21 protein-coding genes are annotated in these 21,912 nt (G+C 66.3%); 5 read left to right on the top strand and 16 right to left on the bottom strand.

Features of this window, described 5'->3' with window-relative positions:
- Positions 1-123 precede the first annotated feature (123 nt).
- From BLW48_RS35425 to BLW48_RS20395, 3 genes are all read right to left on the bottom strand, one after another.
- Entirely contained in the window at positions 124-702 is a 579-nt protein-coding gene (locus BLW48_RS35425) for a hypothetical protein (RefSeq protein WP_177142363.1), read from the bottom strand.
- Between the two features lie 82 nt (positions 703-784).
- Positions 785-2,347, bottom strand: a complete 1,563-nt coding sequence (locus BLW48_RS20400; protein ID WP_093177153.1) for a serine hydrolase domain-containing protein — start codon at positions 2,345-2,347, stop codon at positions 785-787.
- Positions 2,348-2,503: 156 nt separating this feature from the next.
- Positions 2,504-2,959, bottom strand: a complete 456-nt coding sequence (locus BLW48_RS20395) for a MarR family winged helix-turn-helix transcriptional regulator (protein WP_256216930.1) — start codon at positions 2,957-2,959, stop codon at positions 2,504-2,506.
- A gap of 79 nt (positions 2,960-3,038) precedes the next feature.
- Here BLW48_RS20395 and BLW48_RS20390 point away from each other — a divergent pair, with 79 nt between their 5' ends.
- Together BLW48_RS20390 and BLW48_RS20385 are read left to right on the top strand one after the other, a co-directional pair.
- A complete protein-coding gene (locus tag BLW48_RS20390; protein WP_093177151.1) occupies positions 3,039-4,538 on the top strand; it encodes an FAD-dependent oxidoreductase in 1,500 nt (499 codons plus the stop codon).
- Between the two features lie 104 nt (positions 4,539-4,642).
- Entirely contained in the window at positions 4,643-6,379 is a 1,737-nt protein-coding gene (locus tag BLW48_RS20385; RefSeq protein WP_093177149.1) for a GMC family oxidoreductase, read from the top strand.
- Here BLW48_RS20385 and BLW48_RS20380 read toward each other — a convergent pair.
- From BLW48_RS20380 to BLW48_RS20345, 8 genes are all read right to left on the bottom strand, one after another.
- The gene (locus BLW48_RS20380; protein ID WP_093050851.1) at positions 6,279-7,304 is read right to left on the bottom strand and encodes a LacI family DNA-binding transcriptional regulator; all 1,026 of its coding nucleotides are present in this window, start codon (positions 7,302-7,304) and stop codon (positions 6,279-6,281) included. The two genes, BLW48_RS20385 and BLW48_RS20380, sit on opposite strands and share 101 nt — an antisense overlap.
- Before the next feature lie 52 nt (positions 7,305-7,356).
- A complete protein-coding gene (locus BLW48_RS20375; RefSeq protein WP_093177148.1) occupies positions 7,357-8,346 on the bottom strand; it encodes a 2-hydroxyacid dehydrogenase in 990 nt (329 codons plus the stop codon).
- A gap of 5 nt (positions 8,347-8,351) precedes the next feature.
- A complete protein-coding gene (locus BLW48_RS20370) occupies positions 8,352-9,305 on the bottom strand; it encodes a sugar kinase (RefSeq protein ID WP_093080089.1) in 954 nt (317 codons plus the stop codon).
- 10 nt (positions 9,306-9,315) lie between these two features.
- Positions 9,316-10,059, bottom strand: coding sequence for a sugar phosphate isomerase/epimerase family protein (locus BLW48_RS20365; protein ID WP_093177146.1), 744 nt, complete (start codon positions 10,057-10,059; stop codon positions 9,316-9,318).
- Complete coding sequence (locus BLW48_RS20360) at positions 10,060-10,815, bottom strand: amino acid ABC transporter ATP-binding protein (RefSeq protein ID WP_093050863.1); 756 nt, start codon at positions 10,813-10,815, stop codon at positions 10,060-10,062.
- A gap of 29 nt (positions 10,816-10,844) precedes the next feature.
- Entirely contained in the window at positions 10,845-11,642 is a 798-nt protein-coding gene (locus tag BLW48_RS20355) for a transporter substrate-binding domain-containing protein (RefSeq protein ID WP_093050866.1), read from the bottom strand.
- Positions 11,643-11,703: 61 nt separating this feature from the next.
- Positions 11,704-12,357 carry an amino acid ABC transporter permease gene (locus tag BLW48_RS20350; RefSeq protein WP_093177145.1) on the bottom strand — a complete coding sequence of 218 codons (654 nt, stop codon included), beginning with the start codon at positions 12,355-12,357 and terminating at the stop codon, positions 11,704-11,706.
- 24 nt (positions 12,358-12,381) lie between these two features.
- Positions 12,382-13,053 carry an amino acid ABC transporter permease gene (locus BLW48_RS20345; RefSeq protein WP_093050872.1) on the bottom strand — a complete coding sequence of 224 codons (672 nt, stop codon included), beginning with the start codon at positions 13,051-13,053 and terminating at the stop codon, positions 12,382-12,384.
- Positions 13,054-13,197: 144 nt separating this feature from the next.
- Here BLW48_RS20345 and BLW48_RS20340 point away from each other — a divergent pair, with 144 nt between their 5' ends.
- Positions 13,198-14,886, top strand: coding sequence for a CorA family divalent cation transporter (locus BLW48_RS20340; RefSeq protein ID WP_256330846.1), 1,689 nt, complete (start codon positions 13,198-13,200; stop codon positions 14,884-14,886).
- A 21-nt stretch (positions 14,887-14,907) separates the two neighbouring features.
- Here BLW48_RS20340 and BLW48_RS35850 read toward each other — a convergent pair whose 3' ends face one another.
- Both BLW48_RS35850 and BLW48_RS20330 read right to left on the bottom strand, forming a co-directional pair.
- Entirely contained in the window at positions 14,908-15,249 is a 342-nt protein-coding gene (locus tag BLW48_RS35850) for a hypothetical protein (RefSeq protein WP_256330845.1), read from the bottom strand.
- A gap of 305 nt (positions 15,250-15,554) precedes the next feature.
- On the bottom strand, positions 15,555-17,198 hold the full coding sequence (locus BLW48_RS20330; protein ID WP_256330849.1) for a tannase/feruloyl esterase family alpha/beta hydrolase: 1,644 nt from the start codon (positions 17,196-17,198) through the stop codon (positions 15,555-15,557).
- A gap of 307 nt (positions 17,199-17,505) precedes the next feature.
- Between BLW48_RS20330 and BLW48_RS20325 the strand changes: the two genes are divergently transcribed.
- Positions 17,506-17,988 (top strand): MarR family winged helix-turn-helix transcriptional regulator, encoded by a 483-nt coding sequence (locus BLW48_RS20325; protein ID WP_177142362.1) that lies wholly within the window; start codon positions 17,506-17,508, stop codon positions 17,986-17,988.
- Between the two features lie 80 nt (positions 17,989-18,068).
- Here the strand turns inward: BLW48_RS20325 and BLW48_RS20320 are convergent, their stop codons facing one another.
- Both BLW48_RS20320 and BLW48_RS20315 read right to left on the bottom strand, forming a co-directional pair.
- Positions 18,069-18,605 carry a cysteine hydrolase family protein gene (locus BLW48_RS20320; protein ID WP_093177141.1) on the bottom strand — a complete coding sequence of 179 codons (537 nt, stop codon included), beginning with the start codon at positions 18,603-18,605 and terminating at the stop codon, positions 18,069-18,071.
- Between the two features lie 62 nt (positions 18,606-18,667).
- The gene (locus BLW48_RS20315) at positions 18,668-20,260 is read right to left on the bottom strand and encodes an esterase/lipase family protein (protein ID WP_093177139.1); all 1,593 of its coding nucleotides are present in this window, start codon (positions 20,258-20,260) and stop codon (positions 18,668-18,670) included.
- Between the two features lie 220 nt (positions 20,261-20,480).
- On the opposite strand from BLW48_RS20315, the gene BLW48_RS20310 reads away from it, so the two are divergent.
- A complete protein-coding gene (locus BLW48_RS20310) occupies positions 20,481-21,602 on the top strand; it encodes an MBL fold metallo-hydrolase (RefSeq protein ID WP_093050883.1) in 1,122 nt (373 codons plus the stop codon).
- Here the strand turns inward: BLW48_RS20310 and BLW48_RS35625 are convergent.
- The gene (locus BLW48_RS35625) at positions 21,599-21,868 is read right to left on the bottom strand and encodes a hypothetical protein (protein ID WP_157632220.1); all 270 of its coding nucleotides are present in this window, start codon (positions 21,866-21,868) and stop codon (positions 21,599-21,601) included. The genes BLW48_RS20310 and BLW48_RS35625 overlap by 4 nt on opposite strands.
- Positions 21,869-21,912: the final 44 nt, after the last annotated feature.

Below are 21,912 nucleotides of genomic sequence, written 5' to 3'. Positions count from 1 at the left end.
GTCCCTCCTCTTCCCTGGAGATCCCGGACTTGATCGCAGCATCCCGCACCCTCGTCGCCCTGGCCGCACTGTTCGTTGCAGCTCATTCAATGTCGAGCCATGCGGCAGAACCGACGTGGTTCATCATGAACCGCGAATCGGGCCGCGTGCCGCTCGCGGAGTTGCGCGACGTCTTTCCGTCGCTGACGGATCGCGAGGCAGCGCATTGGCGACGACCTGCACCGCCTCGCGCCGACGACGCACCACGGCGGTCGGCCGCATCCGCGGCCCGCCCGGCGCCCTCGGGCGATTCCGATGCGCCCCATTGACGATGGGCAGCGGCTGCGACGGCTGCCGGTGCGCCTCGAAGCGCGCTTCCTTCTGCTTCAGGTAGTGCATGAGCACATGCGAAACCATATTGAGGCCGAAGGTGCCGAACGCAGCAGGAATGATGTAAAGCGCAATCGACAGCTCGGACGAGAAGACGATGTCGTCAGCCAGCGAAGGCGTGGCCTGCGCCTCCAGCGAGAGCGCGCGCAGCACGAAGATGTCGACGCCCGCGAGCAGGATCAGCAGCAGGCCGAAGGCAAGCACGGCCTTCTTGGAGAACTCGCGCCGCACGAACAGCGTGACGAAGATCGCGGCCGGGCACACCAGCGAGCAGAGCACCAGCACCCAGAAGCGCACCTGCGTGAAGATCGTGGCGTCCGAAAGCATGTGCATGACGGACATTGAGCCACGAACCGCGCCCGTCAATTTGTCCGGGAAGTGAAGCGCCGGTAAAAGCGCCTCTCAAAAAGTGTGGCTAAGTCTTCGCGCGCGTCCCCGTGAGCGTAGGCATTTCGGTTGCGCTGGAGTTCACATTGACGCTGCGGTCGAAGCGCATGTACGGCCCGGAGAAGCGGCACTCCACGGTGTCGCGGAAGGCCGACTCGACGAAGGTCCACGTCATGACGAAGGTGCGCGCGTCGCGCCACTCGCCGCTGGCCACCACGCGCATCACCTCGGGCTGGTACTCGTGGTGCAGCTTGTTGCCGGTGATGGTGGTGTCGCCCTCGAAGGGCTTGCGCAAGCCGACCTGCACCTTGTGCGTGCCGCGGTCGTCCTCCATGGTGAAGACGCAAGACTCCGCGGAAGAGAAGTCGAGCCGCATGGACTTGATCTTCTCCGGGTTCTCCGCAAAGTCAAAGCGCTGGCCCGACACGTTCGCGGCAACGGGCGAGCTGGTCGGCTTCACCGGCGGCAGCAGTTGCAGCGTGCGCGTGCGGGCCTTGAGCGCGGCGTAGTCCTTCTCGCTGGCCACGGCAGTAGCGCCGAATGCCGCGGGAAAGTGCTTGTACAGGATGCTTGCGTTGAACCCGGCCTTGGGCGGCAGCGCTGAGTTGAGCGCGAGCACCGCGTTCTGCTCGGGGAACACCACCGAGTACTGGCCGAACAGGCCGTCGGCGTTGTAGGCGCCGTGCTGGCCCAGCCACCACTGGTAGCCGTATCGGTCCTTGGTGTGCGGCGCGTGCACCGAATCGACCCAGGCCTTCGTAAGGATCTGCTTGCCGTTCCACTGCCCGTTCTGCGCGTGCAGGATGCCGAGCTTGAGCGAATCGACCGTCTTCCAGCTCAGGCCGTTGGCGCCTGGCGAAATGCCCTCGGGGCCCACGTCCCACTCATAGCCGGTGATGCCCAGCGGCTCGAAGAAACGCGGCTTGAGGTAGTCGGCCGTCGATTGCCCGGTGGTCTTCGTCACGATGGCCGACAGCATGTAGGTAGCCGCGCTGGTGTAGACGAACTTGCTGCCCGGCGTGTAGACCACGGGGATCTTGAAGAACTCGGCAATCCAGCTTGTGCGAATGGGTCGCCACACCGAGCCCGACACCATCGACTCGTGTCCGGTGCGCATGGTCAGCAGGTCGCGCACGGTCATTGCCGCGAGGTTGGCGCTGACCGTGGGCGGCAGGTGCTCGGGAAAGAAGGACACGACCTTGTCGTCGAGTCCGAACTTGCCGTCGGCAATGGCCATGCCGACCGCGCACACGGTGACGCTCTTGGTCAGCGAATGCGTCATGTGCCGGCGCTCGGGCTTGTAGGGGTCCCACCAGCCCTCGGCCACCACATGGCCGTTGCGCCACAGCATGAAGCTGTGCAGCTCGAACGCGCCGCGCTCGGCATCGTCGAGAAAGGCGAGGATCGACGCCGACGAAATGCCCTGCGCCTCGGGCCGGCTGCGCGGCAGGCCGTCGGCAAAGGTGGGTACCGCGGCGCCAGTGGCTGCCCAGCCGATGCCGGGCAGCGAGGCCATGGCGGTGCCGCCAAGGGAAAGGCGCAGCAGGCCGCGGCGCGAGATGGCGGGGGTCGTTGTTGTTGTCTCTTCCATGTTCCTGGCTTCCTTGTCTTGCGGGATGGACCGGTTGCGACAGTGTCGCGCCGGTGGCTGTCAATCGCCTGTCCGCAGCGGCAGAGGAAACCCGATGAGGCCCCGGTCGCGCACCATGTGTTCAAAGGTCAGCGAGGCAGCGCCCCCTCAACCCGATCAACGCTCGCCTGCAGGGCCCGCCTCGATATCGACCGCAAACTTCTGCAGGAGCCGCACCAGCTCCTCGAAATCCTGCTGTTCCCACTTGGCAAATATGGCGCGCCCCAGCCGTTCCCTTGCTGCATCCACGGCATCGGTCATGACCTTGCCCTTCGGCGTCACGATCGCTTCGCGCACGCGCCGGTCGTGAACGCCGCCCTGGCGCTCCACCAGGCCAAGACTCTCCAACTTCGCGACCTGCCGGCTGACCGTGGTGTAGTCGCGCCCGACACGGTCGGCGAGCTCGACCACGCCGATCGGTCCTACGCGTTCGATGCCCACCAGCAGCGGAAACAAGGCGCGGTCGAGCGAGATGCCCGCTTCGCGCACCATCGCCTCGTCGCGCTGCGGGCGATTCATGACGCTCACAACGGTCAGCAGCGCACCGTGCAGCGCCCGCAGTTGCGCGGACATATGTGTATCTTGCACATTTATTTTCTTTGGCATAGCATCCGCTCCTATTGAGTGCATATTACACATATTGGAGTTTGCCATGACACAGCAGTTTTCCGCCCACGTCCTGATCTGCGGCGCCGGCGCAGCCGGCCTCACGCTCGCCATCGACCTGGCGCGGCGAGGTGTTTCCTTCCGCCTGATCGAGAAGATGGACACGCCTTTCCGGGGCTCGCGCGGCAAGGGCATCCAGCCGCGAACGCAGGAGGTCTTCGAGGATCTGGGCATCCTCGAGCGGATCGTCGCGGCCGGCGGCCTGTATCCGCCCTCGCGTGAATACCGCGCTGACGGCAGCCATGCCGATTCGCTGGTGATGGCGCACGAAGCACCGACACCTTCTGAACCCTATGGCTCTCCTTTGATGGTCCCGCAGTTCCTGACCGAGGGCGTGATGCGCGAGCGCCTGACCGATCTCGGGCATCGACCTGCATTCGGCCGCGAACTGATCGGCTTCGAGCAGGACGAGGACGGCGTGACGGCGCGGCTGGCCAGCGCGGCGGGTGAAGAAACGCTGCGCGTGCGCTTTCTCGTCGGCGCCGACGGTGGCCGCAGCTTCGTGCGGCATTCGCTGGACATCGGCTTTCCGGGCAAGACGCTGGGCGTGCGTGCCGTGGTGGCCGATGTCGTCCTGTCAGGGTTGGGGCGCGAAGCATGGCACCGCTTCAACGAAGGCGAGATGAATGCACAGATGTCCCTGTGCCCGCTCGCCGGAACGGAGCTGTTCCAGCTGCAGGCACCGATACCGCTGGAGGGCGACATCGACCTCTCCGCACAGGGGCTGGCAGCAATGGTTGCCGAACGCACCGGCCGCGACGACATCCGTATCCACTCGGTCTCGTGGGCCTCGGCCTTCAGCATGAACGCGCGTCTGGCCGATCGCTACCGGGCAGGTCGCGTGCTGCTGGTCGGCGACGCCGCACACGTCCATCCCCCCACCGGCGGCCAGGGGCTCAACACCAGCGTGCAGGACGCCTACAACCTTGGCTGGAAGCTGGCGGCAGTTGCCGCCGGCGCACCCGGTACCGTGCTCGACAGCTACGAGGAGGAGCGCCGCCCGATTGCCGCGGACATGCTCGGGCTTGCCACGAAGTTGCTCGGCGAAGCCAAGCGCGGCGAGATGCGGCGCGGGCGGGAAGTGCATCAGCTCGACCTCGGGTACGCCGAATCGTCCCTCGCGATGGAGAAGCCGGCACGCGTTGGCGGCCTGCGTGCGGGTGACCGCGCGCCCGATGCGCCGGTCACCGGCGCCGCCGGGCAACCGACGCGCCTGTTCGAGCTGTTCAAGGGCGCGCAGTGGACGCTGCTGGGCTGCGAGGTCGAGCGTCGCGACGTGGCACCGCGCCCAGGCCTGCACATCCACACCTTCGGCGAAAGAGGCGACCTGCGCGACCATGGCGGCCATTTCCGCGAAGCCTATGGGCTCGCGTCGGGCGACTGGGTGCTGGTGCGCCCGGACGGCTATGTCGGCGCCATCGTCGACTCCGCCCACATCGAAGAGCTGCAGAGGTATCTGCACGACCTCGGCATGACCTCGACCTGACTTCGGAGACAAGGGAAAACGCCAAGCCCTGATTGCACGTTCATTCCTACAGTCGAATCCGTCCGCGCGGACGCAGGCAGCACAGAACAAAAGGAAGAAGCGCCATGGAATTCGACTACGTCATCGTGGGTGGCGGCTCCGGCGGCGCCACGCTGGCCTCGCGGCTGAGCGAAGACCCCGCCGTGAAGGTCTGCCTGGTCGAGGCCGGCGGCGACGGCCGCGGCATCCTGGTGCGGGCGCCTGCCGCCACGGTGGCAATGCTGCCGGGCCGCCCGCGCATCAACAACTACGCCTACCAGACCGTGCCGCAGCCCGGCCTGAACGGGCGCAAAGGCTACCAGCCGCGCGGGCGCTGCCTGGGCGGCTCCAGCGCGATCAACGCCATGCTCTACGTGCGCGGCCATCGCGACGACTACGACGACTGGGAGCGCGCGGGCTGCACCGGCTGGTCGTTCGACGCAGTGCTGCCCTACTTCAAGCGCGCCGAGGGCAACCAGCGCGGCGCGAGCGCACTGCACGGTGCCGACGGGCCGCTGCAGGTCTCGGAGCAACAGAGCCCGCGCCCCATTGCCGAAGACTTCGTGCGGGCCGCTGCGGAGTGCGGCATTCCGCGCAACGACGACTTCAATGGCGCCGAACAGGAAGGCGCGGGCCTCTACCAGGTCACGCAGTTCCACGATGGCGCGCGCAACGGCGAGCGCTGCTCGGCGGCCGCCGCCTACCTGCATCCGGTGATGAACCAGCGCCCCAACCTCACAGTGCTAACCGACACGCAGGCCCTGCGCGTGGTGCTCGAAGACCGGCGCGCCACCGGCGTGGAGGTGCGGCGCAAAGACGGCAGCATCGAGACCCTTCACGCCCGGCGCGAAGTGGCGCTGTGCGGCGGCGCATTCAACTCGCCGCAACTGCTGATGCTCTCGGGCATCGGCGACCCGGCCGAGTTGGGCCGCCACGGCATTGCCGTGCAGCATGCACTGCCGGGCGTCGGCCAGAACCTGCAGGACCACACCGACTTCATCCTCGCCTACACCTCGAAGCACACCGACCTGTTCGGCATCGGCGTGGTGGGTGGCCTGCATCTGGTGAAGGCCATCGCCGAGTGGCGCAAGAGCGGCAAGGGCATGATCGCGACGCCGTTCGCCGAGGGCGGCGCCTTCATCAAGTCGTCGCCCGAACTGCGGCGGCCCGACCTGCAACTGCACTTCGTGATCGCGATCACCGATGACCATGCACGCAAGCTGCACGCGGGCTTCGGCTTCTCGTGCCACGTGTGCGTGCTGCGTCCCAAGGGCCGCGGCGACGTGCGCCTGAACGATGCCGGCCCAGGCTCGCCGCCGCGCATCGATCCGCGCTTTCTGTCAGACCCCGAGGACATGGCGCTGCTGCTGCAGGGCGTGAAGAAGATGCGCGAGATCCTGCGCGCGCCGACGCTCGAAAAGTACCGCCACCACGAGCTCTACACGGCCGACGCGCACACCGACGAAGAACTCATTCAGCACATTCGCGCGCGCGCCGACACCATCTACCACCCCGTGGGCACCTGCAAGATGGGCACGGATGCGATGGCGGTGGTCGATGCAAAGCTGCGCGTGCACGGCATCGAGAACCTGCGCGTGGTCGATGCCTCGATCATGCCGACGCTGATCGGCGGCAACACCAACGCGCCGACGATCATGATTGCCGAACGCGCGGCCGACTGGATGCGCGGGCCGATCACCTTCGACCGCGCGCAGCAGGACGCTAGAGCGCCTGCGACGAGCCCCGCACCACCAGCTCTCCAGGCAGCAGCAACTGGCGCGGCGCCGCATCCAGCCCACGCAGCCTCTCGATCAGGCAGGTAGCGGCCGTGCGGCCGATGGCGTCGGTAGGCTGTGCCACGGTGCTCAGGCCGGGGCCGATGAGCGAGGCCCATTCGGGATCGTCGAAGCCGACAAAGCCGAGGTCGGCACCAAACTGCCAGCCCAGCCGCGCCATGGCCTGCGCGATGCGCAGCGTGACCACGGCATTGCCCGCGACCACCGCGGCACGGCGGCCGCGCTTGGCGCGCTGGCGCAGAGCGCGCAGGGCCTCGTCGAGCGCATCGCTCTCGCCCTCGACGCACTCGAACACCTCGCCCGCCACGCGCGGCTCGTGCGCGGCCACGCAGGCACCGAAGGCGGCCGTGCGTTCGCGCCGCGAGCTCACGCCCTTCTGCGGCTCGGTGACGTAGAGCAGCTCGCGATACCCGCCTTCGACCAGATGACCGCAGGTGGCCTGCATCGCGGCGTGGTTGTCGAGCGAGACGAAGTCGGTGTGCATGCCGGTGTGGCGGCGGTCGACCAGCACCGCCGGCTTGCCGTGCAGCGTGACCGCGTCGACCACATTGCTGCCGCGGCCCAGCGTGTTGAGGATGAAGCCGTCGACCTGGTAGCCCGCCAGCGCGTCGATGGCCTCGCGCTCGCGTTCGCTCTCGTTGCCGAGGTTGAACAGCATCACGAGGTAGCCGGCGTCCTGGCAGGCCTTCTCGGCGCCGCGCAGCACCGCCACCGAGTACGGATTGGTGATGTCGGCCACGATCAGGCCGATGAGCCGCGAGCGGCCATGGCTCAGCGCCTGCGCCATCGGGCTCGGCGAATAGGCCAGCGCCGCGATGGCGACTTCGACGCGCGCGGCGATGTCGGGGCTCAGCAGCCGCTCGCGGTGATTGAGGAAGCGCGAGACGGTGGCCTTGGAGACGCCGGCGGCTTCGGCGACGTCGGCGATGGTGGCGCGGCCGGTCGGCTTCATGGTTTTGCTCCCGCCCTCCCCCAGCGGGGGAGGGAGAAAAACCGGCTCGTGCTCATGCGTTCGCCGTGTCGTACGGCGCAGTCGGCTTCTCTCCGGCCAGCACCTGCAGCAGGTTCGTCGTGGCGAGCTCGGCCATGGCGTGTCGCGTCTCGTGCGTGGCCGAGCCGATGTGCGGCAGCGGCGTCACGCGCGGATGGGTGCGCAATGGCGAATCGGCCGGCAGCGGCTCTTTCGCGAACACATCGAGGCCGGCGGCGCGCAGTGTGCCGTGGTCGAGTGCGTAGAGCAGCGCGTCTTCGTTCACGGTGGCGCCACGGCCACCGTTGATGAAGGCTGCACCGGGCTTCATGCGCGCGAAGAAGGCGGTGTCGATCATGCCGCGCGTCGCGTCGGTCAGCGGCAGCATCGCGAGCACGATGTCGGCGCGCGCGAGCAGGTCGTCCAGCGGCGTGTGCGTGGCGCGGCCCTGCAATTCGGGCGCCTGCGTTGCCAGGTCGACCGGGCGGCGTGCGTGATACAGCACCGGCATGCCGAAGCCCAGCGCACCACGGCGCGCCACGGCCTGCCCGATGCGGCCGAAGCCGAGGATGCCCAGAGTCTTGCCGTGCACGTCGGTGCCGAAGAGCTCTTCGCCGATGTTCTTCGTCCAGCGGCCTTCGCGCACGAGCGTCGAGAGCTCGACCACGCGGCGCTGCGTTGCCATGAGGATCGCGAACACCGTGTCGGCCACCGTTTCGGTGAGCACGTCGGGCGTGTGGCACAGCACGATGCCGCGCTTGTGCAGCTCGGCCAGCGGATAGTTGTCGACACCGACCGACACGCTCGAAATCACCTGGAGCTGCGGCGCCCCATCGAGCAACGCGGCATCGACCGGGTGGCTCGACCCGATCAGCCCGTGCGCGCTGTGAAGCGCGGCGGCAAAGGCCTCGGGCTCCCTGCGCGGATCGGCCACGACCACATGGTGCGCGGCTTGCAGGCGCGCCAGCTGGTCTTCGGGCAACGGCCGGAAGACGAGCACGTTCTTCTTCGACACATTCGCCATGGTGTTCAGAGCCCCGCTTCTTCGAGTTGCGCCCGCGTCGGCAGGCCTTCGGTGTCGCCCAGCACCTGCACTGCACGCGCGCCGATCCATGCGCCGCGGCGCACGGCCTCGGGCACGCTCTTGCCTTCGAGCAGCGCGCTCACCACGCCGGCTGCGAAGCCGTCGCCCGCGCCCACGGTGTCGATCACTTCCTTCACCGGGAAGCCATCGACACGGCCGGTGCCGGCCACATCGCTGTCGTAGTAGGCGCCCTCGGCGCCGAGCTTGACGACGACCAGCTTCGCGCCGCGATCACGATAGAACTTCGCCACGTCTTCGGGCTTGTCATGGCCGGTGAGCAGCAGCCCCTCTTCGATGCCGGGCAGCACCCAGTCGGCGCGCGAGGCGAGTTCGTTGACCCAATGGCGCATGGTCTCGGTGGACGACCACAGCGTGGGGCGCAGGTTGGTGTCGAACGAGATGGTGCGGCCAGCGGCGCGCATCACGTCCATGGTCTTGAGCGCGGCCTGCAGGCTGGTGTCGGAGATGGCGGCGAACACGCCGGTGGCGTGCAGGTGACGCGCCGAACGCAACCATGCTTCGTCGACGTCGGCCGGGCCCATGTGGCTCGCGGCCGAGCCCTTGCGGTGGTATTCGATCGGCGGGTCGCTGCCGTCGGTGACACGGCCCTTGAACTGGAAGCCAGTGCGCTGCGTTGCGTCGGTGATCACGTGCGAGCAGTCGATGCCTTCGGCGCGCATCGCGGCCAGCAGCGCGCGGCCCATCGAGTCGGTGCCGAGCCGGCTGGCCCAGCCCACCTTGAGGCCCAGGCGCGAGAGGCCGATGGCCACGTTGGTCTCGGCGCCGGCAGTGCGCTTGTGGAACGCCTCTGCGTTTTCCAGCGGGCCGGGCCGATCGGCCACGAGCAGCAGCATGGCTTCGCCGAAGAGTGCAACGTCGAAGGCGGTTGGTTCTGTCATGTTTTTGTTCCTACGCCCGCGCGGCGCGGATGAAGTCGATCTGCGCGCGGGTAACGGCCAGCAGGTCGTCGCCCACGAGCGGGTATTCGATGGCGTGCGGCACGTCGGCAGGCAGCGCACGCAGCACCGAGCGCCATGGCGCGACCGAGTCGCCCAGCGGCACTGCCACCCACTTGTGCGGCAGGCGCTGCGCACCCTTGCAATGCACGTAGCGCACGCGGTGGCCGAGCGCCTGCGCGGCCTGCAGCGGGCATTCGCCGAGCCAGTGCCAGTTGCCCATGTCGAAGGTCATGCCGAGCGGCACGCCGGCGCGGTCGGCCACGTCGAAGAAGGTCTGCAGCGCGGGCAGCGTGCCGGCGCGCACGGTCTGGTCGTTCTCGATGAGCAGCTCGACGCGGGTTTCCGCAAGCTCCACCTTCAGGCCCCAGAGCGAGCCGTGCGAGGAAGCCTGGAAGTCGCCGATGGACATCTTCAGCCGCTTCGCGCCCACGCGCGTGGCGGCAGCGATGCCGCGCTTGAGCGCGGCGCTGTCGAGCCAGCCGCCCTGGGCCCACAGGCCCTCGGGGCTGGAATACACGGAGGCGAGCCCGTTCAATGCGGGCAACTCGGCATCGGCGTCGCGCAACATCTCGCCGCGCACTTCGACCGAATCGGCGCCGGCCGCGCGTGCCAGCTGCGAACACCAGAGCTGGCCATGCCGCCCCACCTCGGCCGCGCCGAAGGACGACAGAGAAATCAGAACGGAGAAAGACATTCAGTGTGCTTGGTGGGAGCTGAGGATCTGGCCGAGGAACTGTCGCGTGCGCTCGTCCTTCGGGTTGCCGAAGAACTCTTCGGGCGGCGCCTGCTCGACGATCTTGCCTTCGGCCATGAAGATCACGCGATCAGCGACGCTGCGGGCAAAGCCCATTTCGTGCGTCACGCACAGCATGGTCATGCCGTCTTCGGCCAGGCCAATCATGGTGTCGAGCACTTCCTTGACCATCTCGGGGTCGAGCGCCGAAGTGGGCTCGTCGAACAGCATGATCTTGGGCGTCATGCACAGCGCGCGCGCAATCGCAACGCGCTGCTGCTGGCCGCCCGAGAGCTGGCTGGGGTACTTGCCAGCCTGCTCCGGAATGCGCACGCGCGTGAGGTACTTCATGGCCACCTCTTCCGCCTGCGCCTTCGTCATGCCGCGCGAACGCATCGGCGCAAGCGTGCAGTTCTCGAGGATGGTGAGGTGCGGGAACAGGTTGAACTGCTGGAACACCATGCCGACCTCGGCACGCACCGCGTCGATGTTCTTGCCGCCGGCCGTGAGGTCGATGCCGTCGACCACGATGCGGCCCTTCTGCACCGTCTCGAGCCGGTTGATGCAGCGGATGAGCGTGGACTTGCCCGAGCCCGAGGGCCCGCAGATCACGATGCGCTCGCCCTGGCGCACCGACAGGTCGATGCCGGTCAACACCTGGAATTCACCGTACCACTTGTTGACCGCTTCCATGCGGATGATCGATTCCGTCGTCATGCCAGGATTCCTTCAGCCTCGGGGGTTGCTTATTGCATTTTGGGCAGGTCGGCCTGCAGCCACTTCTGATACAGCTTGTTGAGCTCGCCGTTGGCGGTGTTCTTCTGCACGAACTCGTTCACCGCCTTGTGCAGCTCTTCCTGGCCCGGACGCATCGCGATGCCCATCGACTGCTGCACCAGCGTGAACTTGTTTTCGAAGGTGTTGGCGGGTACGCGCTTGGCGATCTGCGCTGCCACGGTCACCGAGCAGCCAATGGCATCGACCTGGCCCGAGATCAGCGCCTGCATGGCCGATGCATCGTCGTCGAAGCGGCGGATTTCGGTGCCTTCCGGTGCGGCCTTGGTCACGGCCACGTCTTGCGTCGAAGCGCGAGCCACGCCCACGCGCAGGCCCTTCAGGTCGCCTGCCGCCTTGATGGAGGTCTTGGTCGCACCGTACAGCACGATGGTGGCGGCTGCGTAGGGCTGCGAGAACTGCACCTGCTTCGCGCGCTCGGGCGTAACGGCCAGCGAAGCCACCAGCAGGTCGACCTTGTTGGTCAGCAGGAAGGGAATGCGGTTCGGGCCGGTCACCGGCACGATGTTGGCCTTGACGCCCCAGTCCTTGGCCAGCAGCTTGGCCACGTCGGCGTCGTAGCCGTCGGGCTGGTTCTTGGCGTCGGTGGTGCCGTAGGGCGGAAAGTCGACCAGCATGCCGATGGTGATCTCGCCCTTCTTCTTGATGTCGGCCACGGTCTGCGCCGAGGCGAAGGGTGCGAACACGGTGAGGGCGGCGCCGAGGCCGAGGGCTGCCAGCGCTGCGCGGCGGGAGGTGATGACGGTCATTGGATGTGTCTCCTGAATAAGGGAAGGAAGCGACGAGAAAGAAAAAGAACAACGAAAAGGGTCAGCGCGCGAGCGCCCGGGCGCGGCGGCGCTCCATGCGCGCGGCCAGCAATGAAAGCGGCCAGCAGATCGCAAAGTAGATGGCTGCTACCACCGAGAACACGATGAGCGGCTGGAAGGTGGCGTTGTTGACGATCTGCCCCGCACGCGTGACCTCGACAAAGCCGATGATGGCCGCGAGCGAGGTGCCCTTGATGATCTGCACCAGATAGCCCACCGTGGGCGCCAGCGCGATCTTGAAGGCCTGCGGCAGCACCACGTCGCGCATGCGCGAGCTGTACTTCAGGCTCAGCGCCTCTGCTGCTTCCCACTGTCCGCGCGGAATGGCCTCGATGCAGCCGCGCCAGATCTCGCCGAGGAAGGCCGCGCTGTTCAGGATGAGCGCTACGCCGGCGGCAACCCACGGATTGATGTCCAGCCCCAGCACCGGCGCGCCGAAGAACACCAGGAACAGCTGCAGCAGCAGCGGCGTGCCCTGGAAGATCTGGATGAAGGTGGTCGATACGGCCCGCGCCCACGTCGATTCGGACGTGCGCATCAGCGCAATGATGAGCCCCAGGATCGCGCCGCCCACAAAGGCGATGGCCGACAGCGCCAGCGTCCACTTGGCCGCTTCGAGGATGAAAAGGAATTCGGGAAAGCCGAAGGTGCGCATGTTGTTGTCTCCGTCCGTCGTCTCTTACCGGCGGTCCGGGTAGTTGAGCGTGCGCTTGTAGATCAGCTTGAACATGGCCGAGAAGGCCAGCGCCAGCGCGAGATAGATGGCGGCCACGACGATGTAGATCTCGAAGCTGCGGAAGGTCTGTGACTGCAGGTTGGCGGCCACCGAGGTCAGGTCGTCGGCCGAGATGACCGACACCACGGCCGAGCTCAGCATCAGCAAAATGAACTGGCTCGTGAGCGCCGGGTAGATGGCCTTCAGCGCGGGCTTGATGATGACGAAGCGGAAGATTTCCCAGGGCTTGAGGTTCAGCGCCCTGCCCGCCTCGATCTGCCCCTTGGGAATCGACTCGATGCCCGCGCGGATGATTTCCGTGGCGTAGGCGCCCAGGTTCACCACCATGGCCACCAGCGCTGCCGTCTGCGGCGACCAGCGCAACCCGATGGCCGGCAGCGCGAAGAAGAAAAAGAACAGCTGCACGAGGAACGGCGTGTTGCGGATCACCTCGATGTAGGCATTGACCAGAAAGCGCAGCCAGCCCGGCCCCGAGGTCTTGCCCCAAGCACAGAAGATGGCCACCACCAGGCCCAGCACCGTGGCAATGAGCGAGAGCTGGACCGTGATCCACGTGCCCTTGAGCAGCAGCGGCCAGGCGGCAAAGACGGCGTCGAATTGAAACTGGTAGTTCATGGTGGGCGGACCCGAATGCGCGCCGGGTGGGCGCGTGCGTGCCCCGAAAGCAAGGCTTGCAGCTTATATGAAACCGGTTTCATGCTCATATAGGGATTCCCCTAGGTGGTCGTTTTGTCTCACCTTCTGCCTACACTGAAGCCCATGCTGAACCCACCCGCGGCCACCATGCCCACAGAGGCACATACGCCCCTCACGGGCGCCCCCACCGTGCAGCATTTCCGCCAGGCCCTTCTCTGGCCCTTGCGGCTGATGCCTGCGCCGCACGCTGCACACCATCACGCCCCCTGGCATGTGCTGCGCGAGATGGGCGACGCCTCGCCGTGGCGCGAAGAGGTCGACGAATACACCGGCGACAGCAGCCGCTTTCACGAGCGGCACTACAACGAGTTCGTGAGCTTCCTGCCGTACGTGCAGCGCTTCCTGTACGGCGAAGGCCGCTCGCGTGGCGATGGCATGGGCGGCGACGGCGATTCGCCGATGCGCATCTTCCGCCGCCACGACATTGCGGCCGTGCGCCTGGTGGCGCAGCCAGGCGACGCGCCGGTCACGCTCGATGTGATCCATTGCGACCTGTACTTCTTCTTCGACATCGACGTGGTGCTGCTCAACCTCGAAGTCGGCGCGAACAACCTGAGTCTCGCGCAGGCGCAAGACATCCTCTACCGCTTCGGCCGCGCCTACCCCTCAGGTTGGGAACCCGACGGCTCGGCACTGCACTGCATGGCCAGCGTCGAATGGCTGGCCGCCGACGGCCATGTGCTCGCGAGCTCCGACGCGCAGCAGCGCGAGGCCTTTCTCTCGCACGTGGCGCAGCATCGCGCGCCACGCATCTCCGCCCATTGGGCCTACCTGATGCAGCCGCTGGTAAGCGACCATTCGGAAGACCCCGGCGTGCTGCGCTACCGGCAGATCGAGTACTACCGCATGCCGGTCATGGCTTATCTCTCGCTGGACGACCCGCGCCGCCTCACTCGCGACGACTTCGTGCGGCTCGCGCTGGTCACCGGCGCAGGCGCTACCGACGCCCACCTGCCCTACGCGGAACATCACCTCGCGGACTTCGAGCACAAGTACTGCTACGACCGCTTCTGGGTGAACGCAGGAGCAGCGCCCAACACGCGCTACCTGTGCAACGGCCATGCGCTCATCGTGGTGGGCGACGCGAACTCCGAATTCTTCTGCTGCCGCGACCGCGGCGTGCTCGCGCAGTTCAGGCATCAGCACTTCCTGCTGTTCCTCATTGCGCATTTCCAGAAGGCCTCGCTGCTGATGTTCTCCGACCAGTTGGTGGAGGCGCTCAAGCGGCTGGACATTCGCAGCACGCCGAGCGTGAAGCAGTTCAAGCGCGCCATCCGCGCGAGCTTCGAGCGCTTCCTGCGCTTCACGCACCGCTACTGGTTCCACGAAATTTCAGAGCAGGCGCAGGTGCGCGCGCTCTCGCACATGTGCGCCACGCACCTCGGGCTCGACCCACTCTACGACGAAGTCAAGGCACGCATCGCCGACATGAACACGTATCTCGACGCCGACAGCCTGCGCAGGCAGGCCAGCACTGTCGTGCGGCTCACGGTGGTCACGCTGTTCGGCCTCATCGGCACCATCACCACCGGCTTCCTCGGCATGAACCTGCTGGCTGAGGCCGACGCGCCGCTGTGGCGCAAGGCAATGTGGTTCGGCGTGGTGTTCGTCGCGACGACGTGGCTGACGATCTACACGATGGTGAAGTCGCAGCGGCTGTCGGATTTCATCGATGCGCTGTCGAACGACCGGCTGGGATTCAGGGGCAAGATGGCCGCACTGGCGCGGGTGTGGCGGCCTGGGGCGGATTGACCGGCGCTTGCCCCGAGCCACTCATCGATCAGGTTCGCAGACTTGCTTGCTCAAAGCGTCGCGCAAGGAGCCGATCGTGCTGTCCGCAGCGTCGATCCGCCGTTGCAGCTCCTCATTGACCAGGCGGAACAGTGCGCCGAATTCGGATCGGGTTGGATAGATCTCCTCGCGCTCATTCACCTGCATCGGAACGACGAGCTTTTCGAGGCATACGTAGGCGCTGTGCACTTGGCGAATGCCCTCGACGTCGTCGCCTGCTTGCAGGGCAACCGACTCGGCATTTGAATGGGGATGAGCCGACTTCGGCGTTGAGGCGGCATCGGTTTTCGGCGCGTGCTTGAGCACGCGAGCAGACTTGGTCACGAGCGACCTCCCGAGGTTGCGATTTGCAAAAACCGCCACACCCGCTGCTAAACGGGGCGGCAGCTCGGACGGGTTAGCAGACCGGGCAACCTCTTGCGAGAAACCGGCAGGGCGCGAGCCCTCCCATCCGAGCCGCCAAAACTGGAAGCGCGAATGACAAAGCCGCAGGTCCTGCGGGGAAACTGCGGCTCACGTCGCAGAGATTGCTTCGGGCTGCTAAACCCGATCACGCCTTGTTCGGCATGACGGGCGCAGTATAGCCACGCACTTCGCTCGCGGCCGAGTGCTACCAGCCGCGAAGCCTTTCATTGGCAGCTGAAACTCTCGGCCTTCTCGATATCGCCCGTGCCCTTGTAGCGCGCAACCTTCGGGTAGGCGCAGAGCGGCCGGCTGCGGGTGGGCGACCAGCCGGAGGGAACATCCCCGTTCACGCCGCCTGCGTTGCCCGCACCGCGCGCCGAAGCGACGACGGAATCGGCGGCCTCGCCCTTCTCCACCCAATTGACGAGCGGTGCGAGCATGTCGAACTGATCGGTGGTCGGGCCGCCGGCGCAGTGGTTCATTCCGGGCACCCGATAGAACCGTGCGAAGTTGGACGCATCGCCGCCGTTGGCCGCCGTCAGCTGGTCATACCAGTGCTGCGTATCGTCGCTCGAGAAGATGGGGTCGCTCGTTCCATGGTAGGCCATGACCTTGGCGCCGCGCTTCTTCAAGCGACTCAGATCCGTAGGGTTCGGCGGCGTCATGAACGAAAGCGAGTTCTCGGTGTAGAGCCCGTCGGTCGACGTGATCTTCGAGAGGATCGAATCGATGTTGGCCGTGAGCGTGAAATTGGGACCATTGAAGCCGGTCGGGTTCTCGGGCGGCACCTGCCAGACGAAGGCGACCGCGCCCGAGTCGAGGTTCAATGAATTCGAGAACTTCCACGATGACCAGCCGGTGGTGTTCAGGCCCGCATCGAAGGGAAAGCTCGCATAGATCTTCTTTCCACTGCCGTCGAGCGCACCCGCGAAGAGTTGCGCAATGCGAAGCTTCTGGTCGGCCGAGAGGCATGTGCCATCGCGCGAGCCGCTGCAGGTGGGAACGTCGCGGTCGAGCGAGAAAGCCGCCTGGCATGCGCCGGTGTCCTGGACGATGCCGTCGGTGGTGCCGTCGAGGGCGTCGCACTTGGCGAGGACTGCATTGGAGACCAAGGTACGTTCGGCCAGCGTGAAACCCGTGCCCGGATCGCCCGGGGTGGTTGCCAGGGCGTTGTAGTTCTGGGCGCCGACGATGTTTGCGGAGGCCGCAAGGGGAAGCCGGAAGCCGGGGTCGCCCACCAGGAAGCCGTCGTAGTCGTCCGCATAGCGTGACATGGCAACCATCGTGTGGCGCCCGCCGTTGGAGCAGCCGCCGATATAGGAGCGGTCCGGGCCCTTTCCATAAGCCGACGCGATCAACGCCTTCGCCATCGGCGTGAGCTTGCCGACCGCCTGGTAGCCGTAGTCGAGACGAGCCTGTGGATCGATGCCGAAGAACGGCGTGGGCGCCTGGTGCCCCGCGTCGGAGCTGATCACCGCGAAGCCCTTGTTCAGGGCGTTGTCCAGAACACCGCCTCCGCCCACCGGCCCGGTGGCTGTGCCGACGCTGCCGTCGAGCCCCCCGTTGGCCTGATAGAAATACCGCCCGTTCCAGTTCACCGGCAAGCGCATCTCGAAGCCGATCGCATAGCTCTGGCCGTCGACCGGGCTTGTGCGCTGATACATCGATCCGCGCACCTGGCAATGCGCCCCCACCGGCTTGCCGGCGACGCTCAGGGTGCCGGCGGCAATCGCATTGGCTGCAGTGATCGTCGCGTTGGCAAAGGTGAAGCCGGCGAGCGAGGCGCAATCGATGAGCGCCGCGCCGGTGGCCGCGCCGAGCACCGGCAGTGTCTCGACAGGCGGCAGCGGATTGTCGGGAGGAGTCACGGGATTGCCGTTGCCGGCCGGCGGGGCGCTCGTCGACGTGCCGGTCGCCGGGAACGAGCCGACGAAGCCGCCACCACCATTTCCTCCGCCGCAGGCGGTCAGCAATGAAGCGACAAAGATCAGGGATGCGGGGGTCTTCAAGAATGTCTCCTTCGACGCCTGGATGCAGCGCCTATAGTTAATCTACTTAACTATCAAAGATAACCAGTTATGGTTTTCCATTAAGCAGTTTGCACTCCAACGATGATCCACTGAGCCAGTTAGATCAGGCAGTGAATCACTTGGAGGCAGAACGACAATGCCCGGAATGCCCAAGAACAGAAGCAATCCGGTAGATGCCACACCAGCCGGCCGGCTGGTCGAAGCGTCCCTGCATCACGTGCTCGGCTATCAGCTCGCGCAGGCGACGATCGTCACCGACGCAGTGTTCGCCGAGCGAGTAGGCACACCTTTCGACCTTCGCCCCGTCGAGTTCACGGTGCTGTGCCTGATTCACGAAAATCCCGACGTGTCGGCCGCCCGCCTGGCAAAGGCACTCGCGGTCACGGCGCCCAACATCGCGGCATGGCTCGAACGGCTGGAGAGGCGAGAGTTGATCCGCCGCACCCCGCACGCAACGGATCGAAGGGCCCAGTACCTTCGCACCACCCCGACCGGCGCAACGCTTGCCAGCAGCGCTACACGGTTGGTGATCGAAGGCGAGCAGCATGTGCTCGGCAACCTCTCCAAGGGCGAGCAATTGATCTTGATCGAGCTTCTGCACAAGGTTGCCGTGTCACGCAGGGTGTGAGCATTCAGGCATCCATTCGATGCAGGCTCTTTCGCCTGCGGGCGCACGCCCGTGCCGCGCGCGGTTCGGGCAGGCTGCGTTCAGTCGCCGAAGGCGACTTCCGCGCTGGCCACGGCGCGGATCGGCACGCCGAAGCTCGTGATGTCCGACAGCGTGGCGTTGTGATGCTCGCGGATCTTCGCGCCCGTGGCGTGCGGCTTGTCGTGCGAAGTGTGCGCATCGGTCGCGAGCACCACGTGGTAGCCGAGGGCGGCAGCGCGGCGCACTGTCGTGTCGACGCAGAACTCCGACGAATAGCCGCAGACCACTACGCGCTTCACGCCGTGCCCGGAGAGCCAGGCTTCCAGCGGCGTGCGAAGGAAGGAGTCGGGCGTGGTCTTGCGGATGCGCGCGTCGCGCGAGTCGGTGTTGAGCGCGCCGGCGAGCTGCCAGCGCTCGGAGTCGAATTCGAGGTCGACCGCATTCTCGTGCTGGATGAAGGCCACCGGCACGCCGGCCGCGCGGGCGCGTTCGGTGAGCGCGTTGATGCGCTGCATCACCTCGTGGGCCTGATGGGGACGCGGCGGATCGTCGCAAAGGCCACGCTGGACGTCGATGACGAGAACGGCAGTTTTCATGGGTCTGGAATCGGCGGGTTCTTGACCGGCGCGATTGTGCCCCACGCTGCCTGACCTGCGCCCTACTGCCAGGCGCTCACCTCCAGCCGCACCTTGCCGCTGATGCCGGGCGCGGCCGGTGCAGCGCCAAGGCTCGACAGCGGCACCACGAACTGCAGCTTGCCGCCGGCCAGCTGCTTCGGGCTCATCGGCAGCGAGGCCCGCCCGGCCGTGTCGGTCTGCCAGCCGTACTTGACGTTCCAGTTCTGCGCCGGGTCGTCGGCCTGGGGCGGCGCGATCTCGATGATCAGCGTGTCGCGGAACAGCGAGCTGCCCTCGTAGTGGCCGTCGAGCCAGAACTTGTTGTTGACCTGGTAGTCGGGCACGCGCACGCCGAGCGTCATGGCATAGGCAAGCGTCGGGCGGTCCTGCTTCACGCGGGCCTTGTTGGCGAGGAACACGGTCGAGAGGTAGATGGAGCGGCGGTCGGCCTTGGCCGGGTCGGTCAGTTCCTTGTGCGTGCGGCAGGCGGGCGAGTCTTCTTCCGCCACGCGCCGGCTCAGGTACCAGCGCTTGCCGCGCGGCGCGGCGAGCAACTCGACCTGGTAGAGCGCATCGACGTCGGCGCCGGCTGGCAGGTCGGGCGGCAAGGTGACGCCGTCTATGTCGAACCACAGGTCGACCCGCACGTCGCCGAACAGGAAGCGCGTGAGGTTCTGGTAAGCCTCCTCGGAATTGACGATGCCGAAGAAGCCGGAGTGCGACCGGTAGGTGAAGGCGGTGGCCACCGGCTGCGTCTTGCCTGCGGCATCGGTGGACCAGAGCGAGGCGTTTTCGATGCGCACGAGCCCGTCGCTGCCGTGGCCCGCGAACATGCGCGACAGGCCCTTGGCGCTTTCATAGTCGCCGCGGTTGGTGCCGACCATGCAGAAGAAGCGCTCGGCCGGAAAGGCCGTGGCCGGCAGGTAGTCCATGCGGCCGTTGATCGGCTGCGTGGCCAGGAACTCGGACATTTTCTCGCGGTTGAAGGTGTTCATCTCGTTCACCGTGAGCCAGGCCGGCACGTTGATGCCGCCCATGTCGATGCCGTTGTGCGGCGTGGCATAGGTGAACACCTTGTCGACGCAGGCACGCGCGGCCGCATCACCGAGTGCGGGGTTCTGCAGGAAGGCTCGCACCACCAGGCCGCCCATCGAATGCGCGACGAGGTAGCAGCGGAAGTCGGCGGGCGAGTAGCCCGGCCCCTCGCGCAGCGCCACGAGCTCGCGCACGCGCAATATCAGCTGGCTCAGGCCCTGCGCATACACCTTGACGTCCTTGGCCTGGCCGTCGCCCAGCAGCTCGGAGCCCGAGTCGTAGTAGCGGTAGATGATGACCGAGGCCGAGGGGATGCCGTCGACGTCCCGGCCGTTCTCGTCCGGCGAGGGTTTCCAGTCGGGGTCGAGGATGTCCAGGCCGTTCTGGTAGACGCTCTGGTACTGGAAGTCGGCCAGCAGGCGCACCATCGGCGATTCGAAAACGAACTTCTGCGCCGGCGCTTCCTTCTTGACGGTGGCGCGATACACCGTGGAGCCGATGTTGAAGCCGCAGAACGGATCGGCCGCGGTTTCGTCCCGCTCGGACTCGGTCATGGCATAGCCGCGCACGTAGATGATGGGATAGCGATTGCTGCTCATGGAATCTGCCGCCTCGTCGAAAGTCGATGAAGCTTTCCAGTGTGCCGAACCTGGCAGGGGCCCGCCATACGGCTCATGGCATAGGAAGGCCGGGGGACATTCGCGCAGGGGAGACCGATATACCCCCGCGCCCCAAATGTTTCTACCGCTGAAACCATTGAAACGTTCGCCGTGGCTACTCTCGCGCCATCCTGCAAACAAAGATCCAGAGGGTTTTCTCATGGCTGACGATTCGGGCTCCCAGGGCTCCTACCTGCCCCAACTGCTGCGCCGGGGCACCGTGCTGGCCGCGGCCGGCTGCGCCCTCGTCGCGGGCTGCAGTGCCGCCGGCAGCGGCGAGACGCGCTATGACAGCTCGCCGCAATTCAAGGACGGCGGCTTCCACAACATGGCCAACCCCGACCTGCCCGCCCAAGCCAGCGCATGGCGCATCTGGTCGCGCTTCATCGTGGGCAGCAAGGTCGACACCGTGCCGGTCGATGCAATTCCGGTGAAGGCGCTGGACCGCGGTGCGCTCGATTCGCTCGACGTCAAAGCCAACCACGTGGTGCGCCTCGGCCATTCGTCGCATCTGCTGAAGCTGCGCGGCAAGTATTGGCTGATCGACCCCGTGTTCAGCGAACGCGCGTCACCCGTGCAATGGGCCGGGCCGAAGCGCTTTCACCAGCCACCGATCACGCTCGAACAACTGCCACCCATCGAAGGCGTGATCCTCTCGCATGACCACTACGACCACCTCGACGTGGCAACCATCGAATACCTTTCGAAGAGCGTGCAGCGCTACTTCGTGCCGCTGGGCGTGCGTGCGCGGCTGATAGTGATGGGCGTGCCGGCAGAGCGCGTGACAGAGCTCGACTGGTGGCAAGGCGGCGAACACGACGGCGTGAAGCTCACCGCCACGCCCGCACAGCACTTCTCGGGCCGCACGCTGAACGACCGCGACCGTACGCTGTGGGCTTCATGGGTGGTGCAAAGCGGCGACCAGCGCCTCTTCTACAGCGGCGACTCGGGCTACTTCCCGGGCTTCAAGCAGATCGGCGAACGCTTCGGCGGCTTCGACATCGCGCTGATGGAAAACGGCGCCTACGACACCATGTGGCCCGCCGTGCACATGACGCCCGAGCAGAGCGTGCAGGCCTTCGAAGACCTGCGCGGCAAGGTGTTCTTCTCGGTGCACAACAGCACGTTCGACCTGGCGTTCCACACCTGGCACGACCCGCTTGACCGCATCGCTGACCTGGCGGAGGCGAAGAAGATCGAGCTGGCGACGCCGGTGATCGGCGAAGTGGTGACGGTGGGGCAGGCGCGGACCAACACGCGGTGGTGGCAAGGGTTGCGCTAGTCGCAACGCGAGGCGCTGGGCTCCTCGATACGTGAAACCTCGCCGTTTCCGGCCAGAACAATCCTGCGCAACTGAATGGTGCAGCGAGGCGCCGATGCAGGCCAGAGAAAAATCGCTTCGTACTGTTCGCCGCTGCGAGGGACGAAGCGAACGGTTCCCACGCAATTCGACCACACGGTGCTGCCGCCAGCCAGCAGCACCACTTCAACGTCCGCCGGAATGATCCGCTCAGAGCTCATGAAGTCGGTACTCAGACGGGGCGCCATGCCTACCCTCCTGGACTCCGATCGCTCGTTGAAGAGCACACCGC

It is taken from the genome of Variovorax sp. YR266, assembly GCF_900107295.1.
In the GTDB taxonomy this organism is placed as follows: Bacteria; Pseudomonadota; Gammaproteobacteria; order Burkholderiales; family Burkholderiaceae_C; genus Variovorax.
Note: the sequence above shows the minus strand (reverse complement) of the source record. Positions and strands in the feature narration are given on the sequence as shown.

Coding starts and splice junctions, on each gene's coding strand:
- BLW48_RS20395 (WP_256216930.1), bottom strand. CDS start 2,959: ATGTCCGCGCAACTGCGGGCGCTGCACGGTGCGCTGCTGACCGTTGTG.
- BLW48_RS20400 (WP_093177153.1), bottom strand. CDS start 2,347: ATGGAAGAGACAACAACAACGACCCCCGCCATCTCGCGCCGCGGCCTG.
- BLW48_RS20325 (WP_177142362.1), top strand. CDS start 17,506: ATGCCCAAGAACAGAAGCAATCCGGTAGATGCCACACCAGCCGGCCGG.
- BLW48_RS20380 (WP_093050851.1), bottom strand. CDS start 7,304: ATGAAGCCGACCGGCCGCGCCACCATCGCCGACGTCGCCGAAGCCGCC.
- BLW48_RS20375 (WP_093177148.1), bottom strand. CDS start 8,346: ATGGCGAATGTGTCGAAGAAGAACGTGCTCGTCTTCCGGCCGTTGCCC.
- BLW48_RS20350 (WP_093177145.1), bottom strand. CDS start 12,357: ATGCGCACCTTCGGCTTTCCCGAATTCCTTTTCATCCTCGAAGCGGCC.
- BLW48_RS20315 (WP_093177139.1), bottom strand. CDS start 20,260: ATGAGCAGCAATCGCTATCCCATCATCTACGTGCGCGGCTATGCCATG.
- BLW48_RS20310 (WP_093050883.1), top strand. CDS start 20,481: ATGGCTGACGATTCGGGCTCCCAGGGCTCCTACCTGCCCCAACTGCTG.
- BLW48_RS35625 (WP_157632220.1), bottom strand. CDS start 21,868: ATGGCGCCCCGTCTGAGTACCGACTTCATGAGCTCTGAGCGGATCATT.
- BLW48_RS20370 (WP_093080089.1), bottom strand. CDS start 9,305: ATGACAGAACCAACCGCCTTCGACGTTGCACTCTTCGGCGAAGCCATG.
- BLW48_RS20360 (WP_093050863.1), bottom strand. CDS start 10,815: ATGACGACGGAATCGATCATCCGCATGGAAGCGGTCAACAAGTGGTAC.
- BLW48_RS20390 (WP_093177151.1), top strand. CDS start 3,039: ATGACACAGCAGTTTTCCGCCCACGTCCTGATCTGCGGCGCCGGCGCA.
- BLW48_RS20365 (WP_093177146.1), bottom strand. CDS start 10,059: ATGTCTTTCTCCGTTCTGATTTCTCTGTCGTCCTTCGGCGCGGCCGAG.
- BLW48_RS20345 (WP_093050872.1), bottom strand. CDS start 13,053: ATGAACTACCAGTTTCAATTCGACGCCGTCTTTGCCGCCTGGCCGCTG.
- BLW48_RS20340 (WP_256330846.1), top strand. CDS start 13,198: ATGCTGAACCCACCCGCGGCCACCATGCCCACAGAGGCACATACGCCC.
- BLW48_RS20385 (WP_093177149.1), top strand. CDS start 4,643: ATGGAATTCGACTACGTCATCGTGGGTGGCGGCTCCGGCGGCGCCACG.
- BLW48_RS35425 (WP_177142363.1), bottom strand. CDS start 702: ATGCACATGCTTTCGGACGCCACGATCTTCACGCAGGTGCGCTTCTGG.
- BLW48_RS20355 (WP_093050866.1), bottom strand. CDS start 11,642: ATGACCGTCATCACCTCCCGCCGCGCAGCGCTGGCAGCCCTCGGCCTC.
- BLW48_RS20320 (WP_093177141.1), bottom strand. CDS start 18,605: ATGAAAACTGCCGTTCTCGTCATCGACGTCCAGCGTGGCCTTTGCGAC.